12 protein-coding genes are annotated in these 16,309 nt (G+C 63.2%); 6 read left to right on the top strand and 6 right to left on the bottom strand.

Annotation, left to right across the window (positions count from 1 at the left end; translation table 11 throughout):
• Window positions 1-71 precede the first annotated feature (71 nt).
• Complete coding sequence (gene aroA, locus PspCFBP13509_RS18155; protein ID WP_137212448.1) at window positions 72-1,328, top strand: 3-phosphoshikimate 1-carboxyvinyltransferase; 1,257 nt, start codon at window positions 72-74, stop codon at window positions 1,326-1,328.
• 32 nt (window positions 1,329-1,360) lie between these two features.
• Window positions 1,361-1,750 carry a hypothetical protein gene (locus PspCFBP13509_RS18150; protein ID WP_074846491.1) on the top strand — a complete coding sequence of 130 codons (390 nt, stop codon included), beginning with the start codon at window positions 1,361-1,363 and terminating at the stop codon, window positions 1,748-1,750.
• A gap of 1 nt (window position 1,751) precedes the next feature.
• Here PspCFBP13509_RS18150 and PspCFBP13509_RS18145 read toward each other — a convergent pair whose 3' ends face one another.
• Window positions 1,752-2,351 (bottom strand): NAD(P)H-dependent oxidoreductase, encoded by a 600-nt coding sequence (locus PspCFBP13509_RS18145; protein ID WP_137212447.1) that lies wholly within the window; start codon window positions 2,349-2,351, stop codon window positions 1,752-1,754.
• A gap of 72 nt (window positions 2,352-2,423) precedes the next feature.
• On the opposite strand from PspCFBP13509_RS18145, the gene PspCFBP13509_RS18140 reads away from it, so the two are divergent.
• Window positions 2,424-3,017 carry a TetR/AcrR family transcriptional regulator gene (locus PspCFBP13509_RS18140; protein ID WP_137212446.1) on the top strand — a complete coding sequence of 198 codons (594 nt, stop codon included), beginning with the start codon at window positions 2,424-2,426 and terminating at the stop codon, window positions 3,015-3,017.
• A 197-nt stretch (window positions 3,018-3,214) separates the two neighbouring features.
• Here the strand turns inward: PspCFBP13509_RS18140 and PspCFBP13509_RS18135 are convergent, their stop codons facing one another.
• Window positions 3,215-3,880 (bottom strand): GNAT family N-acetyltransferase, encoded by a 666-nt coding sequence (locus tag PspCFBP13509_RS18135; protein ID WP_065927831.1) that lies wholly within the window; start codon window positions 3,878-3,880, stop codon window positions 3,215-3,217.
• Window positions 3,881-3,936: 56 nt separating this feature from the next.
• On the bottom strand, window positions 3,937-4,821 hold the full coding sequence (locus tag PspCFBP13509_RS18130; protein WP_065927832.1) for a LysR family transcriptional regulator: 885 nt from the start codon (window positions 4,819-4,821) through the stop codon (window positions 3,937-3,939).
• 113 nt (window positions 4,822-4,934) lie between these two features.
• Between PspCFBP13509_RS18130 and PspCFBP13509_RS18125 the strand changes: the two genes are divergently transcribed.
• The 3 genes from PspCFBP13509_RS18125 to PspCFBP13509_RS18115 all read left to right on the top strand — a co-directional run bounded on the left by PspCFBP13509_RS18125 (window position 4,935) and on the right by PspCFBP13509_RS18115 (window position 9,430).
• On the top strand, window positions 4,935-6,143 hold the full coding sequence (locus PspCFBP13509_RS18125) for an MFS transporter (RefSeq protein ID WP_065948630.1): 1,209 nt from the start codon (window positions 4,935-4,937) through the stop codon (window positions 6,141-6,143).
• Between the two features lie 81 nt (window positions 6,144-6,224).
• Window positions 6,225-7,076 carry a CAP domain-containing protein gene (locus tag PspCFBP13509_RS18120; RefSeq protein ID WP_065927834.1) on the top strand — a complete coding sequence of 284 codons (852 nt, stop codon included), beginning with the start codon at window positions 6,225-6,227 and terminating at the stop codon, window positions 7,074-7,076.
• A 170-nt stretch (window positions 7,077-7,246) separates the two neighbouring features.
• Complete coding sequence (locus PspCFBP13509_RS18115) at window positions 7,247-9,430, top strand: GAF domain-containing protein (RefSeq protein WP_137212445.1); 2,184 nt, start codon at window positions 7,247-7,249, stop codon at window positions 9,428-9,430.
• 8 nt (window positions 9,431-9,438) lie between these two features.
• Here the strand turns inward: PspCFBP13509_RS18115 and PspCFBP13509_RS18110 are convergent, their stop codons facing one another.
• Genes PspCFBP13509_RS18110 through treS form a run of 3 tightly spaced genes read right to left on the bottom strand, consistent with a single transcriptional unit; the run spans window position 9,439 to window position 16,238 of the window.
• Window positions 9,439-10,605: a GGDEF domain-containing protein gene (locus PspCFBP13509_RS18110; RefSeq protein ID WP_065948632.1), complete on the bottom strand. Its 1,167-nt coding sequence runs from the start codon at window positions 10,603-10,605 to the stop codon at window positions 9,439-9,441.
• A 51-nt stretch (window positions 10,606-10,656) separates the two neighbouring features.
• A complete protein-coding gene (gene glgB, locus PspCFBP13509_RS18105; RefSeq protein WP_065927837.1) occupies window positions 10,657-12,894 on the bottom strand; it encodes a 1,4-alpha-glucan branching protein GlgB in 2,238 nt (745 codons plus the stop codon).
• Window positions 12,891-16,238, bottom strand: coding sequence for a maltose alpha-D-glucosyltransferase (gene treS, locus PspCFBP13509_RS18100; protein ID WP_065948634.1), 3,348 nt, complete (start codon window positions 16,236-16,238; stop codon window positions 12,891-12,893). Before treS ends, glgB begins: the two co-directional genes overlap by 4 nt.
• Between the last annotated feature and the right edge of the window lie 71 nt (window positions 16,239-16,309).

Here is a 16,309-nt window from a genome sequence, read left to right as displayed (position 1 = left end):
CTTTGGCCGATTATTCGGGTCCGCCCGTCGGCCACTCCGTACCACCTTGCCTTGATCAGGAGCCTTGCACCTTGAGTTCGCAGAAAACCGTGACCGTTACACCGCCCAACTTCCCCCTGAATGGCAAGGTCGCGCCCCCCGGCTCCAAATCCATTACCAACCGCGCCCTGCTGCTGGCGGCGCTGGCCAAGGGCACCAGCCGCCTGAGCGGCGCCTTGAAGAGCGACGACACCCGGCATATGTCGGTGGCCCTGCGCCAGATGGGCGTGACCATCGACGAGCCGGACGACACCACCTTCGTGGTCACCGGCACCGGCAAGCTGCAATTGCCGGCGCAGCCGTTGTTCCTCGGCAATGCCGGCACCGCGATGCGCTTCCTGACAGCCGCCGTGGCTACCGTGCAAGGCACGGTGGTACTGGACGGCGACGCGTATATGCAGAAACGTCCGATCGGCCCGCTGCTGGCCACCCTCGGCCGGAACGGTATCCAGGTCGACAGCCCGACCGGTTGCCCGCCGGTGACGGTGCACGGCGTGGGCACGGTCCAGGCCAAGCGCTTCGAGATCGACGGCGGCTTGTCCAGCCAGTATGTATCGGCCCTGTTGATGCTGGCCGCGTGCGGCGAAGCGCCGATTGAAGTGGCACTGACCGGCAAGGACATCGGTGCCCGTGGCTACGTGGACCTGACCCTGGACTGCATGCGGGCCTTCGGCGCCCAGGTCGATGTGGTCGACGACACCACCTGGCGCGTGGCCCCCACCGGCTACACCGCCCATGATTACCTGATCGAACCCGACGCTTCCGCCGCCACCTACTTGTGGGCTGCCGAAGTGTTGACCGGTGGCCGCATCGACATCGGCGTGGCCGCCCAGGCCTTCACCCAACCAGACGCCAAGGCCCAGACCGTGATCGCGCAGTTCCCGAATATGCAGGCCACCGTGGTCGGTTCGCAGATGCAGGACGCGATCCCGACCCTGGCGGTCCTGGCTGCCTTCAACAACACCCCGGTGCGTTTCACTGAGCTGGCCAACCTGCGGGTCAAGGAATGCGATCGCGTACAGGCCCTGCATGACGGCCTCAATGCGATCCGTCCGGGCCTCGCCAGCATTGAAGGCGATGACCTGCTGGTCGCGGCCGACCCGGCGCTGGCCGGCACGTCGTGCAACGCCCTGATCGACACCCATGCCGACCACCGCATCGCCATGTGCTTTGCACTCGCGGGGTTGAAAATCGCGGGAATCCGCATTCAGGACCCGGACTGCGTGGCCAAGACCTATCCTGGGTACTGGAAGGCCCTGGGCAGCCTTGGGGTCGCGTTGAGCGACTGACTCAACGGCGTCGGAATGGGGAGGTAAGGATCATGACCATTCGCCAACCCTGCCCACCCGGTGCCTGTGTCTGCGAGCGTGAACAACTGCTGGAAGCCCCCGGCGCGGACCTGCGTATCCTCAGCCTGACGCGGCAGGAAGAGAAACGCCTGGTCGAGCGCCTGGAAAACCTGCAAAGCCTGCAAGACCTGGAGCGCATGCAACAGCGGATGCACGAGCTATTGGGCATCCGCGTGCATATCGCGCCGGGGCACAACGAGGTCAAGAGCATGCGCGGCATCCAGATCGTCATCGACGAGCTGCCAGGCATGTGCCGCAAGACCCGGCAAGCGATCCCGGCGGCGATTCGCCGGGGCCTGGAGAAAAATCCGGAAATTGCCTACCGCCTGCTGGACGCCCACGACCTGTTTCGCGAAGGTTGAATCAACCGGCGACCGTCTCGGCCTCGAACAGTTTCTGCCCTACCGCCCTGGCTGTTTGCAGATGCGCGGTCGCCGCGCCATCTTCCGACTCCAGCAACAACGCCGACGTCACCACTTTCGCTCCACAGTAATCAAAAATCCCGTAGTCGATCTGCGTGTGCATCGCCTTGGCGTAGCCGTGTCGGTCAAACGCGCTTTCATCGGCCGCCCCCAGGGCCAACAGGTGCACGTGCAAGTGCTGCAGTTTTTTCACCACGGGCATGTCCGGGCCGTAATCGATCGCCCAGCCGTTGACGAACACGCGGTCGACCCAGCCCTTGAGCAGGCCCGGCAGCGACCACCAGTAGATCGGGAACGCCAGCACCAGGGCATCGGCGCGGTCGATGCGTGCCTGTTCCGCCAGCACGTCGGCCGGGGGCGTGGCGCGGGTGTGGTGTACGAGGTGGTCGGCGGCGGTGTAGCGCGGGTCGAAGCCTTCGGCGGCGAGGTCGGCGATTTCGAAGGTGTGGCCCTCAGCAGTCAGCCCGGCAGCCACCTGCGCGGCCACGGCGTGGGTGAGGGATTGTGGGTCGTGATGGGCAACGACGATGAGTGCGTGCATGACTTTGACTCCCTTTGGGTTTAATCTACTTTTGGTAAGTTAACACCAACAAGTTACTTTTGGTATATAAGCATGTCAAGCCCTGAATCCCCTGCCCCACGTCGTCGCCTGTCCCGTGAAGATCGCCTGCGTCAATTACTGGAGGTGGCCTGGCAACTGGTGCGCGAGGAAGGCACCGAAGCCATGACCCTGGGCCGCCTGGCGGAACTGGCCGGCGTCACCAAACCGGTGGTCTACGACCACTTCGTCACCCGTGCCGGGCTGCTCGCCGCGCTGTATGAAGACTTTGACGCGCGTCAGACCCAGGTGTTTGCCGAAGTCCTCGACGCCAGCAGCGCGACCTTGGAAGAACGTGCCTGGGTGATCGCCTCGTGCTATGTCGATTGCGTGTTATTGCAGGGCCGGGAAATTCCGGGGGTGATTGCCGCACTGAGCAGCTCGCCGGAGCTGGAAGCGCTCAAGCGTAAGTATGAGGCGATTTTTCTCGACAAATGCCGCGCCGCGCTGGCGCCCTTTGGCCAGGTTTCACAGCCAGGATTACGGGCGATGCTGGGGGCGGCGGAAGCGTTGTCCGATGCTGCGGCGAGCGGCGAGATCAGCCGGGAAGAAGCGCAACAGGAACTACTGGCAACCATCCTGGCGATGGTCAATCGCGCACAGCGTTGAAGACTGAAGAAGCTTCTGTGGTGAGCGGGCTTGTTGTGGTGAGCGGGCTTGCCCCGCGCTGGGCTGCGAAGCAGCCCCAATAAGAGCACTGCAGTGTGCCAGGCAGCTCAGGGGCTGTTTCTGGGGCCGCTTCGCAGCCCAGCGCGGGGCAAGCCCGCTCACTACAGAAGCACTACAAAAAAGCCAAGCAGGCCAGGCTAACGCCCTGCCACAAACAGCTGGACCTTGCGTGCCAGTTGATCGAGGTGCCGGTCCCGCTGTTTCTCGGCATCCACCATCGCCCGCTTGCCGTGTTTTTGCAGCAGGTAGGTATGGATCTGGCGTACCTCCAGCGAACTGTAGATTGCCGCCACATCCAACACGCCCATCAAGCCATCGGTGCCGTAGGCCCGGGTATTCATCAACACCTGGGTGCCCCGCGCACCCCGCACTTGAAAACCCATGGCCTCGAAGGCCGCTACCTTCTCCACGGCACATGCCAACTCGGCATGGGGATAGCGCGCCACCACGTCCGCCATCATCCCGCGCGCCACACCCTGACGCCGGAAACCGGCCTGTACCGCCATAAAGGCGATGCCACAGGCTTCAGGATCATCTTTCACCGGCAGGTACAGGCAAAAGCCAATCACCTGCTCCTCGAGCATCGCCACGATCAACTCAACGGCAATCCCCTTCGACCCGCCCAATGCCTCCAGGTACAGGTGCACCTCAAAGCCGATGGCATATTGGTAGATGTTGTAGAGCAGGTTGCTCGGCGGCAGTGCGACGCTGCTGATGTCGGTGAGGTTGTCCACCACCATCTGCAGGATCTGGGCATTGATGGGCTCGGGGCACGGTGTGGTGTAGCGGGTAAGGCTGAACATGCAGATTCCTGGGGTTTCGCGTCAAGGCAGCGGCGATTGTACCTGTTGCAGGCCGTTCAGTGTCCGCACACCTCACGCACGCACCCGCGCAACCAGCGGTGGGCCAGGTCGGCATCCAGCCGCGGATGCCAGAGCATCGCCACGGTGAACGGTGCCAGCGTCAACGGCAACGCAAAGCTGTACAGGCCTTCGCGCTGATGGGCGGTGTAGCGTTCGGGCACGCAGGCAATCAGGTCGGTGTCGCGGGCCAGGGCGATGGCCGTGGCGAACCCGGCGACGATGGTGCCGATCTGCCGCGTCAAGCCCAGGGCTTCAAGCCCATCGTCGATCTGGCCGCGCTCCTGCCCGCGCCGCGAGACGTAGACGTGGCGCCCCTGGGCAAACCGCTCGGCACTGATGTCGCCCTGGCTCAGGGGATGGCCGCTGCGCACCACGCCAATCAAACGGTCGCGAAACAGCGCCTGGGTCAGCACTTCGGGGCTGGCGTCAGGGTCGACCACGCCGGTTTCCAGGTCGACGCTGCCTTGGCGCAGTAACGTGCTGTCCTTGTCGGTCTTGCTGACGAAACGCAGGCGTACACCGGGCGCCTCCCGTGCGATGCGCGCCAGCAACACGGGACCGAAGTTTTCGACGAACTCTTCACTGGTGCGCAAGGTGAACGTGCGCTCCACCTGGGCCAGGTCCAGGGCGTGTGCCGGGCGCAGCACCGCATGGGCGTCCTGCACCAGGCGGCTGACCTGCTCACGCAATGCCTGCGCCCGCGGCGTCGGCACCAGCCCGCGCCCGGCGCGGACCAACAGCGGATCGCCGGTGGTCTCGCGCAAGCGCGCCAGCGCCCGGCTCATGGCCGAGGGGCTCAACTGCAAGCGTTTGGCCGCTCGGGCGACACTGCCTTCGGCCAGCAAGACATCCAGGGTAATCAGCAGATTAAAGTCGGGCATGGGCGCTCCTTAGCAGGCGTTTGACGCAGGTATTAACTGCAAACCCTGCGTCTTCCGCCATGTTAGGCCAGGCCGTAGATTTGTGACAGTTGCGTCCACCCAAGGAATCTTCCATGCATACGTCTTCACGCGGCGGCCTTGCCAGCCTGTCGCTGTCCATGTTGCTCGCCGCCCTCGGCACCAGCATCGCCAATGTCGGCCTGCCCAGCCTGGTACAGGCATTCGATGCGTCGTTTCATGCCGTGCAGTGGGTGGTGCTGGCCTACCTGATGGCGATCACGGCGGTGATTGTCATGGCCGGCCGAATGGGCGATCGCCTGGGCCGTCGCCGGCTGTTGCTCGCCGGGCTGCTGTTGTTTGCGCTGGGCAGTGGGCTGTGTGCGGGCGCGCCCTCGCTGGGCTGGCTGATTGCCGCACGCCTCCTGCAGGGCTTGGGCGCGGCGAGCATGATGGCCATGGCGCTGGGGATGGTCGGCGACACGGTGCCCAAGGAACGCATCGGCCGGGTGATGGGCCTGCTGGGCACGATGTCAGCCGTCGGTACCGCCATGGGCCCCGCCGCTGGCGGGTTATTGCTCAGTGTATGGGGGTGGCGCGCGCTGTTTCTGGTGGGCATGCCCTTGGGATTACTCACGGCCAGCCTCGCGTGGCGCTACTTGCCGGTTGATCGACGCCAAGCAGGCTCACCTTCCAGCGTCTGGTCACCGTTGAAGGAAGCACCCTTGCGCACGAGTCTCGCGATGAGTGCGTTAGTAGCGGCGGTGATCATGGCAACCTTTGTGGTCGGCCCTTTCTACCTGTCCAAGGGGCTGGGGCTGGACCCGCAATGGATGGGCCTGGCCATGGCCGTCGGGCCCTGTGTCGCGGCGCTCAGCGGTGTACCGGCGGGGCGCCTCACCGACCGCCAGGGCTGGCGCCTTATGACTTTCGCCGGGTTGGGCATCCTGTTTTGCGGCGCATTACTGTTGTCGTTGGCCTCGGGATTGATCGCCTACCTTGGGGGGCTGGTGATTCTGACGACGGGCTATAGTCTGTTCCAGGCCGCCAACAACACTGCGGTGATGTGCGATGTAGACGGTGCGCGCCGAGGTACGGTCGCAGGCTTGCTCAACCTGTCACGCAATATCGGGCTGATCTTCGGTACCTCGGCCCTGGGGGCGGTGTTCGCCTGGGCGACCCCGGATGTCACCCGCGCCAACGCGCAATCCGTGACCAGCGGCCTGCATGCGACTTTCACCGTCGCCGTGGGCTTGATCCTGCTGGCCACCGCGATGGCAACGGGCCGTATCCGCGCCGTGAATGCCCCACAGAATACCCGTTGAGGCAAAAAAACAAAAAAGGCGTTGCGCCAGACGGGGTTACATCGCGCATCATGGGCACTTTCAAGCTCAAGGGTAACGTCCATGCGCGTTCTGTCATTGATGATGGGTCTTACGACGCTGGCCGCCAGTACGGTGTTCTGCGCCAGCGCGATGGCGAATGAAGAAAGTCAGTTGGTGCAACAGATCAACGAGTACCGCAGCCAGGTGCAGCGCTGCGGCGACCAGGGTTCCCAGGAACTGCCACCGTTGGCCAACGATACACGGCTGGTGCTGCCGGCCAATAACGTCGGCGACCTGCAGCAGGCCCTGGCCCGTGCCGCGTACCCGATGGTCAATGTGCAGGCGATCAGCCTGTCCGGGCCCAAGGACGCCCAGGCAGCCATGAAAGCCGTGCGCGAGAGTTTCTGCCGGGTGGTGCTGGACCCGCAATTCGTCGACATCGGCGTGAGCAACAGCGGCCAGGACTGGCGCATCGTGCTGGCCCGCCCGTTGCTGTCCAGCGGCCTGGGCGATTGGCAAACCGAAGGCCGCAAGCTGCTCGACCTGATCAATGCCGCCCGCACGCAACCGCGCCAGTGCGGTACCCAGGCGTTTACCGCGACCACGCCATTGTCGTGGAACGAGGCGCTGGCCGGGGCCGCCAACAGCCACACGCGCAACATGGCCAACGGCAATTTCTTCGACCACCTGGACCACGACGGCCGCACGCCTGGCGACCGCGCGGAACTGGCCGGGTATATCGCGAAGAACATCGGCGAAAACATCGCCGCCGGCCTGGACACCCCGCGCAAGGTGGTCGACGGCTGGCTCGCCAGCCCAGGTCATTGCGCCAACCTGATGAACCCGCAGTTTCGCGAATTGGGCTCGGCCTATGCCATGGACCCGAAGAGTGACGCGGGCATCTACTGGACCGCTTTATTCGGCACGCAGTAAGGGTTGGGCAATCGCCCGCCCCCCGGCCTTCGCTGTTTCAAACGAATACAGCATCAAAATGCCATCTAGCGGATAATCGTGCTGAACTGGCAGCGACCAGACAGGTCTGTAGCTTTACGCCACATCCTTGCGGGCGCGTTGAAGATTCCGGAATACAAGGTGTTCTCCCAATGATGAATTGGCTGCAAAGCAGCAGCGACATGGCTGAGCAAGTACGTCAGCATGATTGGGCCAATACGCCCCTAGGACCGCTGGAACAGTGGCCGGACGTGTTAAAGACCACCGTGGCGCTGTGCTTCGCCTCCAGCTTTCCCCAGGCGATTGTCTGGGGCCCGCAGCTGATCACGCTCTACAACGATGCGTTTATCCCGATCCTGGGCAGCAAGCCCTACGCGTTGGGGCGCCCGTTCAACGAAGTGTGGGCCGAGGTGTGGGATGACGTCAGCCCCATCGCCAACGCCGCCTTCGAGGGCCACGCCACCTATATCGAAAACTTTCCCCTGGTGATTGAACGCGGCCCGAGGCGGGAGCAGGCGTACTTCACCTTCTGCTACAGCCCGATCCGCGATCCCCAAGGCAAGGTGGTCGGCATGCTCGACACCGTCACCGAGACCACCTCCACGGTGTTCCTGGCACGCCGCCTGGCGGTGCTGGACGCCATCGGCAACGCGGTGGTCAACGCCGTCGATGCCGAAGCCATCATGACCAGCACCACCCGCTTGCTGGCCGAGCACCTGCAGGTGAGCAATTGCGCCTACGCCGACATGGACGCCGATGAAGACGGCTTTACCATTCGTGACAATTGGACCGCGCCCGGCTCGCCCAGCATCATCGGCCGCTACAGCCTGGCGGCGTTCGGCGAGATGGCCGTCAAATGCCTGCGCGCCGGCGAGCCCCTGGTGATCCACGACAATCTGCGCGAGTTGCCACCCGCAGAGTCCGCCACCTTCCAGGCCCTTGGGGTGACGGCGACGATCTGCATGCCGCTGATCAAAAACGGTCGCCTGACCGCCCTGATGGCCGTCCATGACAAAAACCCACGCGCCTGGTCACCCTACGACCTGGCCCTGTTGCGGGAAGTCACCGAGCGCTCCTGGGCGCATATCGAGCGCGTGCGTGCCGATGCCGATGTGCGCAAGGGCCTGGCGGCCTATGCCGAACTGAACACCACCCTGGAACAGCGCGTCGAAGAGCGCACCCTGGCGCTGGCCAAGGCCGAAGCCGCGCTGCGCCAGTCGCAGAAACTCGAAGCCATCGGCCAACTCACCGGCGGCGTGGCCCATGACTTCAACAACCTGCTGACCATCATCCGCTCATCGGTGGACTTCCTGCGTCAGCCAGACCTGTCGGAACAGCGTCGCCAGCGCTATATGGGCGCAGTGGCGGATACCGTAGAGCGGGCCAGCAAGCTGACCAGCCAATTGCTCGCCTTTGCCCGTCGCCAACCGCTGAACCCGGAAGTCTTCGACGTGGGCCAGCGCGTACAGAACATCGGCGAGATGCTGGAGAGCGTCACAGGCGCGCGCATTCATGTACGCGTCGAGATGCCTTCGCAGCCGTGTTTTGCGCGGATCGATGCCAGCCAGTTTGAAACCGCACTGATCAACATCGCCCTCAATGCACGGGACGCAATGGATGGCCAGGGCACCCTGACCCTGAAAGTCATCGCGGAACAGCCGTTGCCCCACATTCGCGGCGATGCCGGGTCGGGTAAGGCGTATGTCGCCATTTCGCTCGCCGATACCGGCCCCGGCATTCCCGAAGACACCGTCGAACGCATTTTCGAGCCGTTCTTCACCACCAAGGCGGTGGGTAAAGGCACCGGCCTGGGCCTGTCGCAAGTTTTCGGCTTCGCCAAGCAGTCGGAGGGCAATATCGATGTGACCAGCACGCCTGGCCAAGGCAGCGTATTCACCTTGTATCTGCCCCAGGTCGAAGCCGAAGCAGCGCCGCCCCCCTGCGAGGAAACGCTGGCGTCGTCCCACGACACATCACAGTGCCGGGTGCTGATTGTGGAGGACAATCTGGAGATCGGGCGGTTTGCCAGCCAGATTCTTCAAGACCTGGGCTACCAGGCCACCTGGGTGACCGATGCCGAACAGGCCCTGACCCTTGCGGGGCACGATGGGAGGGCCTTCGATGTGATCTTCTCCGACGTGGTCATGCCCGGTATCACCGGCGTCGCCATGGCCAAGCTGATGCGCCAGCGTCGAGCGGACCTGCCGGTGATACTGACCTCGGGCTACAGCGAAGAGCTGGCCGATAATGGCTATGACGGCTTCGAGTTCCTGCCCAAGCCTTACTCTGCCGAGCAGGTTTCGCGGGTATTGATCAAGGCCATGCACAAGGATTGAGCAGCGCCCTACTCCGCCACGGCCACTTGGTTGCGGCCCAATGCCTTGGCCCGGTACAGCGCTTTGTCGGCGCTGTTCATCAGGCCGTGCAGGTCCTCGTCCACGGCATGGGTAAACGCCACCCCAAGGCTGGCTGACAGCCCCTTGACCGGCTCGGCGGCCAAACCGGCTATAGCCTTGATCAGGTCCTCGGCAATATTGCGCGCGGTGTCCAACGACGTATTGGGCAACAACACGGCAAACTCTTCGCCGCCCAAGCGACCATACACATCGGCCTTGCGGAACGACGCACTGATCACCCCGCCAATCTGGCGCAAGACCTGATCGCCGGCCTGGTGCCCATAGGTGTCGTTGATTTGCTTGAAGTGGTCCATGTCCATCATCAGCACGCACAGCGGCTGCTGGTTATGACGGCATTGCGCATACAGCAATTGCGCATGTTCGAAAAACGCCCGGCGGTTCATCAGGCCGGTCAGCTCATCGGTCTGTGCGGCACGGGTCGAGATGTTATGGGCCCGTTCCATTTGCCGGGTCAGGCGAAAGGCTTTCTCCAGTGCATCGGACAACTTGCGCGTGGCACTGGCCACAAACGTGGAAAACACCAGGACCGCGATGCCGATACCCACTTGCATCGATGTCGGCTGGAACAACAGCCACAGGGTGCACGGCAGCAACACCAGACCGATGGACACCAGGGTCATATAGCGATAGGCCGAATAACACGACACGGCACTGACCGACATCCCCACGGTGAACAGCATCACCAGCGCCTGGGACAACCGATCATCGGGGGGCATCAGCGCGAGTGCCCCAGCCCCCCAAATGCTCGCGGACAGTACCAGCGTGACCCAGTAGCGGCGCTCCCAGCGATCCGGGGTGCGTTCGCTGTTGGGGCAGCGGAACCAGTCCAGGAACATCTTGACCCGCAGCAGCGACGACGCGCCCAGCACCACCAGCCACACCACCATGAACGTGTGATCGAAGCGCTCCCAGCACAGCCAGCAGAGCATGGCGGCTGCCATGTAGCTGCCGAAAATGGCTGCAAATGACTGGCGAAACAACTGGTGCAAACGGTCGGTTCGCACCTGTGCCTCTATAAAGCAATCCTGATCCCGCCCATGCCCAAGGCCATTCATGAAATTCGCCTGATTCGACTGCCATGACAAAGGCGCCATTGTGGCACCCTGCCACCAGCGTGGACAACTGAATCCAGCAGGGTAGAGCCTTTAACTCCCGTCAGGCCGCAAAATCAGCACCCCCAACGGCGGCAGGTTCAACGACAGTGACACCGGTTGCCCATGGCGTGGCTCATCCTCGGTGAACACGCCACCGCCATTGCCGTAATTGGAACCCGCGTAGGTATCGGCGTCACTGTTGATCACCTCGCTCCAACGCCCACCGAACGGTACGCCCACCTTGTAGGCCTCACGGGGCACCGGGGTGAAATTGGCCACCACCAGCACCGGCTTGCCGTCCTTGCTCCAGCGTAGCCAGGCGTAGACGCTGTTGATCGCGTCGTCGCCGATCAGCCACTGGAACCCCTGAGGCGCATCATCCTGCTCGTGCAGGGCCGGCTCTTCGCGATACAGGCGGTTCAAGTCACCCACCAGCTTTTGCACGCCTTTGTGCTCGGCGTACTGCAGCAAGTACCAGTCCAGTTGCTGGTCGTGGTTCCACTCGCGCCACTGGCCGAATTCGCAGCCCATGAACAGCAGCTTCTTGCCCGGATGCATCCACATGAACGCCAGGTAGGCGCGCAGGTTGGCAAACTTCTGCCAACGGTCGCCCGGCATCTTGTCGATCAGCGAGTGCTTGCCGTGCACCACTTCATCGTGGGAAATCGGCAGGATGAAGCGCTCGGACCACGCATACACCAGGCCGAAGCTCAGCTCGTTATGGTGATGGGCGCGATAGACCGGATCCTGCTGGATGTAATGCAAAGAATCGTGCATCCAGCCCATGTTCCACTTGTAGTTGAAGCCCAGGCCGCCCTGTTGGGTGGGCTGGCTGACGCCGGGCCAGGCGGTGGACTCTTCGGCGATCACCAGGGCGCCGGGCGCTTCCAGTGCCACCACGTCGTTCAAGTGGCGCAGGAAGTCGATGGCTTCCAGGTTCTCGCGCCCGCCATGGCGGTTGGGCACCCATTCGCCGGCCTTGCGCGAATAGTCGCGGTACAACATTGACGCCACAGCGTCCACGCGCAGCCCGTCAATGTGGAAATGTTTGAGCCAATGCAGTGCCGAGGCCAGCATGAAGCCGTGGACCTCAGTGCGGCCCAGGTTGTAGATCAGCGTGTCCCAGTCCTGGTGGAAGCCTTCCAGCGGGTTGGCGTATTCATACAACGCAGTGCCGTCGAATTGCGCCAGGCCGTGGGTGTCGGTGGGGAAATGCGCCGGCACCCAGTCGAGGATCACGCCGATATCGGCCTGATGGAGCGCGTTGATGAAATAGGCGAAGTCCTCCGGCGAGCCAAAACGCGCCGTCGGTGCGAACTGTGAAAGCGCCTGGTAACCCCACGAACCGCCGAACGGGTGTTCCATGATCGGCATCAATTCGACGTGGGTGAAGCCCAGTTGCTGCACATACGGCACCAACCGCTCGGCCAGCTCGCGCCAGGTGTATTGGCGCGCTACTTCGCCGGCCTCGTCCAGCTCGCACTGCCAGGAGCCCACATGCAACTCGTAGATCGACAGCGGCGCCGTGGCCTTCTGTCGCTCGACCCGCGCTTGCATCCACTCATGGTCCTGCCAGTCCACCTGCAACGGCGCGGCGACTTTCGAGGCGGTATCGGGTGGCAACTGGGTCGCCAGCGCCATCGGGTCGGCCTTGAGCGGCAGAATCCCGTGGGCGCCGAGGATTTCGTACTTGTAGGCGGCGCCAGGTTGCAGGCGGGGAATGAAGATCTCCCACACGCCCGACGGATGCCGCAGGCGCATCGGGTGGCGGCGGCCGTCCCAGATATTGAAGTCCCCCACCACCGAGACCCGCCGCGCATTCGGCGCCCACACGGCAAAACGCACGCCGTCTACGCCATCGACGCTGGTCACCTGGGCCCCCAGGCAACTGCTGAGGTCACGGTGGTTGCCTTCGGCGAACAGGTACAGGTCCATCTCCCCCAGCAACAGTTGCTGGAAGCTGTAAGGGTCTTCGGTGATCTGCTCGCCACCGGCCCACTGGATTTTCAGCAAGTACGCCTGGCGGGTGTTGAACTGCCCGACGAACAGGCCCGGCACCTGGGTCGCATCCAGGCTGCCGATCTGTTCACCGCCATCGCGGCTCAGCACCTGGACACTCAAGGCCTCCGGCAGGAACGCGCGGATAAATTGGCCGCCCTGCTCGTCATCGTGTGGCCCGAGAATGGAAAACGGGTCGTGGTGCTCGGCGCGCACCAGCGCTTCGACGTCCTTGGACGCCGGCATGGCTGTCAACTTCGGTTGCAGCGGTTCTTTATTCGTAAAGCTCATGACGTCTCCCCACCGCGTGCAGTGTTCGATTTAGATGTAATCCCGCTCAACAACCCGTGCAAGCCCCGTAGGGGCACCGGCAACCAGGTCGGGCGGTTTTCCGCTTCGTACGCTACCTCATACGCGGCCTTCTCCAGGCTGAACAACGTCAGCGCGGCGTCCTGGCCCTTGGCATCCTGCCAGTCATGCGCCAGTGTAGACGCAGCGGCCTGATAAGCCTGGATAAATGCCTGGCGGGCCTCTTTCAGGTAGCGATCGGTCACGCGCCTGCGCGCCTGGTCCGCTGCGGGCGAGTGATCCACCCCTTGTACGTTCAAGGCCATGGCCGCCGCGTAGTCAAAGGAGCGCAACACGCCGCTCACATCTTTATACGGGCTGTGCTTGCCGCGCCGTTCATGCAGCGGCCGCGCCGGTTCGCCTTCAAAGTCGATCAGGTAGGCATCGCCCTTCACCACCAGCACCTGGCCCAGGTGCAAGTCACCATGAACCCGAATGCGCAGCCCGCCCAAGGTGGCTTTCGCCAGCGCCTGGACATGCGCGCCGATGGCTTTTTTCTGCGCCAGCAATTCACTGACCAGCGCCTGATCGGCAGGGTTCAATTGGCTTTGATGCAGCTTGAGCAATTGCAATGCACGGTCGATCTGCGCCCCAACGTCCTTGGCCCAGGCTTGGGTATCCTTGGCGCTGGTCGGTTCGGGCTTGAAGTCCTTATTGGTCGTGTTGGCACCCAGTACCCCGTGCATTTCACCCAGGCGCTGGCCGAGCAGCCCGGCGAAGTCCGCCAGCTCGCCCAATGCGTTGTAATGCTGTTCCTGTTCGGAGATGGCCTCGGCCAGTTCATCGCGGATGGCACGTTCCAGGTTGTTCTGGGTCCAGCTCCATGCGTCACCCTGGTTGCTCAAGTAGCCCTGGGCGATCATCAGCAGGTTGTCCTCGCCTGCGCCATCATGGCGAATCACCGAACCCATCAGCGGCGAGATATTCGGGTAACCCGCCTGCGTCAGGTACGCGCTCATTTCCAGCTCCGGGTGCACCCCGGCGCTGACTTTGCGGATCAGCTTGAGCACCAGGCTCTCGCCCACCACCACCGAGCTGTTGGACTGCTCGGCAGACAAGTAACGTACCGGCGACTCGTCCGTCAGTTGCAGCGTGTCCAAGTGTGGCGTGGCTTCAAAACGCAGGTCGCCGTCGCTGCCGTTTAACACGGTACCGGCCTGCAGGCCTTGGATCACCGCGCGGATAAAGTGCTCCAGGCTGAAGGCGTCCGTCACCAGGCCGACCTGACGCACCCGCCGTACCCGGGCCAGGGCCAACTGTTGCGGCAAGGCGCTGGTGAACTGGTCTTCGCCAAGAAAACCGAACGGCAGCTGATAACGGCTGACCTGGCCACCGGCGGTCACCTCAAGCTCGCTGAGCAAGACCGGGTGCTGGGGGTCGCCAAAGCGCACACCGTAGGCGATGCGCACGCTGTCGATGGCGGTGTCCTTGCCGGCAAACCAACGGCGCTTGGGCAGCCAGGCGGGCAGCGAGGTCTGTTCGAGGGCGGTGCGACACGGTTCGTCGAGCAGCTCTTCCATGCGTTTTTTCAATACCAGGGTGGTGAAGTCCGGCATGCTTTGCGCCGGCTCCACGTGCCAGCTGGGCATCTGGTTTTCCGCCGCCAGCACGAACCAATAGAAGCCATACGGCGCCAGGGTCAGCAGGAAATTCAGTTGGCCGATGGGCGGGAACGCATTGCCGCCGAGCATCTCCACCGGGACCATGCCAGCAAAGGCCGACAGGTCCAGCTCGGCCGCCTGGGCGCTGCGCGAGACGTTGGCCACACACAGGATGATTTCGTTGCGCCCGTCTTCGCCGGTGAATTCGCGGGTATACGCCAGGATGCGGCGATTGCTTGGCGAGAGCATTTTCAGGCTGCCGCGCCCAAACGCCTTGGACTGCTTGCGCACCGCCAGCATGCGGCGGGTCCAGTTCAACAGTGAGTGCGGGTCCTGGGCCTGGGTTTCGACGTTGACCGACAGATAGCCGTATTGCGGATCCATGATCGGTGGCAGCACCAGGCTGGCCGGGTCGGCGCGGGAGAAACCGCCGTTGCGGTCAATGGACCATTGCATCGGCGTGCGCACGCCATCGCGGTCGCCGAGGTAGATATTGTCGCCCATGCCGATTTCGTCGCCGTAATACAGGGTCGGCGTGCCGGGCATCGACAGCAGCAGGCTGTTGAGCAACTCCACACGGCGGCGGTCGCGCTCCATCAAGGGCGCCAGGCGCCGGCGAATGCCCAGGTTGATGCGTGCGCGGCGGTCAGCAGCGTAGTAGTTCCACAGGTAGTCGCGCTCTTTATCGGTGACCATTTCCAGGGTCAGTTCGTCGTGGTTGCGCAGGAAGATCGCCCATTGGCAGTTGGCGGGGATCTCCGGGGTCTGGCGCAGGATATCGGTGATCGGGAAGCGATCCTCCTGGGCCAGCGCCATGTACATGCGCGGCATCAGCGGGAAGTGGAACGCCATGTGGCACTCATCGCCGTCATCGCCCTTGCGGTCGCCGAAATACAGCTGCGTGTCTTCCGGCCACTGGTTGGCCTCGGCGAGCAGCATGCGGTCGGGGTAATGGGCGTCGATCTCGGCGCGGATCTGCTTGAGGACGTCGTGGGTTTCCGGCAGGTTTTCGTTGTTGGTGCCATCGCGCTCGATCAGGTAAGGGATGGCGTCCAGGCGCAGGCCGTCGATGCCCATGTCCAGCCAGTAGCGCATCACCGACAGCACGGCTTTCATCACCTGCGGGTTGTCGAAATTGAGGTCCGGCTGGTGGGAATAAAAACGGTGCCAGAAGTACTGGCCGGCGACCGGGTCCCATGTCCAGTTGGACTTTTCGGTGTCGAGGAAAATGATGCGGGTGCCGTCGTATTTCTGGTCGTCATCGGACCACACGTAGAAGTCCCGCGCCGCCGAGCCCGGCTTGGCCTTGCGTGCCCTCTGGAACCACGGGTGCTGATCGGAGGTATGGTTGATCACCAGTTCAGTGATGACCCGCAACCCGCGTTTGTGGGCTTCGGCGATAAAGCGCCGGGCATCGGCCATGGTTCCGTAGTCGCTGTGCACGCCCCGGTATTCGGCAATGTCATAGCCGTCATCGCGGCGTGGCGAGGGGTAGAACGGCAGCAGCCAGATGGTGTTGACACCCAGGTCGGCGATGTAGTCGAGCTTGGCGATCAGGCCGGGAAAATCACCGATGCCGTCGTTGTTGGAGTCGAAATAGGATTTGACGTGAACCTGGTAGATCACTGCGTCCTTGTACCAGAGCGGGTCTTTGATGAAGGTGGCAGCCTTGGGTTTCTTCGCCATTGGAAACTCCTGAAATACTCGAAAAATCGTGCAGACTGAACCGGGTCAATGTGGGAGGGGTTTGCCCCCTC

Origin of the sequence: Pseudomonas sp. CFBP13509 (genome assembly GCF_005233485.1) — a bacterium.
Classification (GTDB): domain Bacteria; phylum Pseudomonadota; class Gammaproteobacteria; order Pseudomonadales; family Pseudomonadaceae; genus Aquipseudomonas; species Aquipseudomonas marginalis.
The sequence above is the reverse complement of the archived record's forward strand: the minus strand, read 5'-3'. Positions and strand labels throughout refer to the sequence as shown.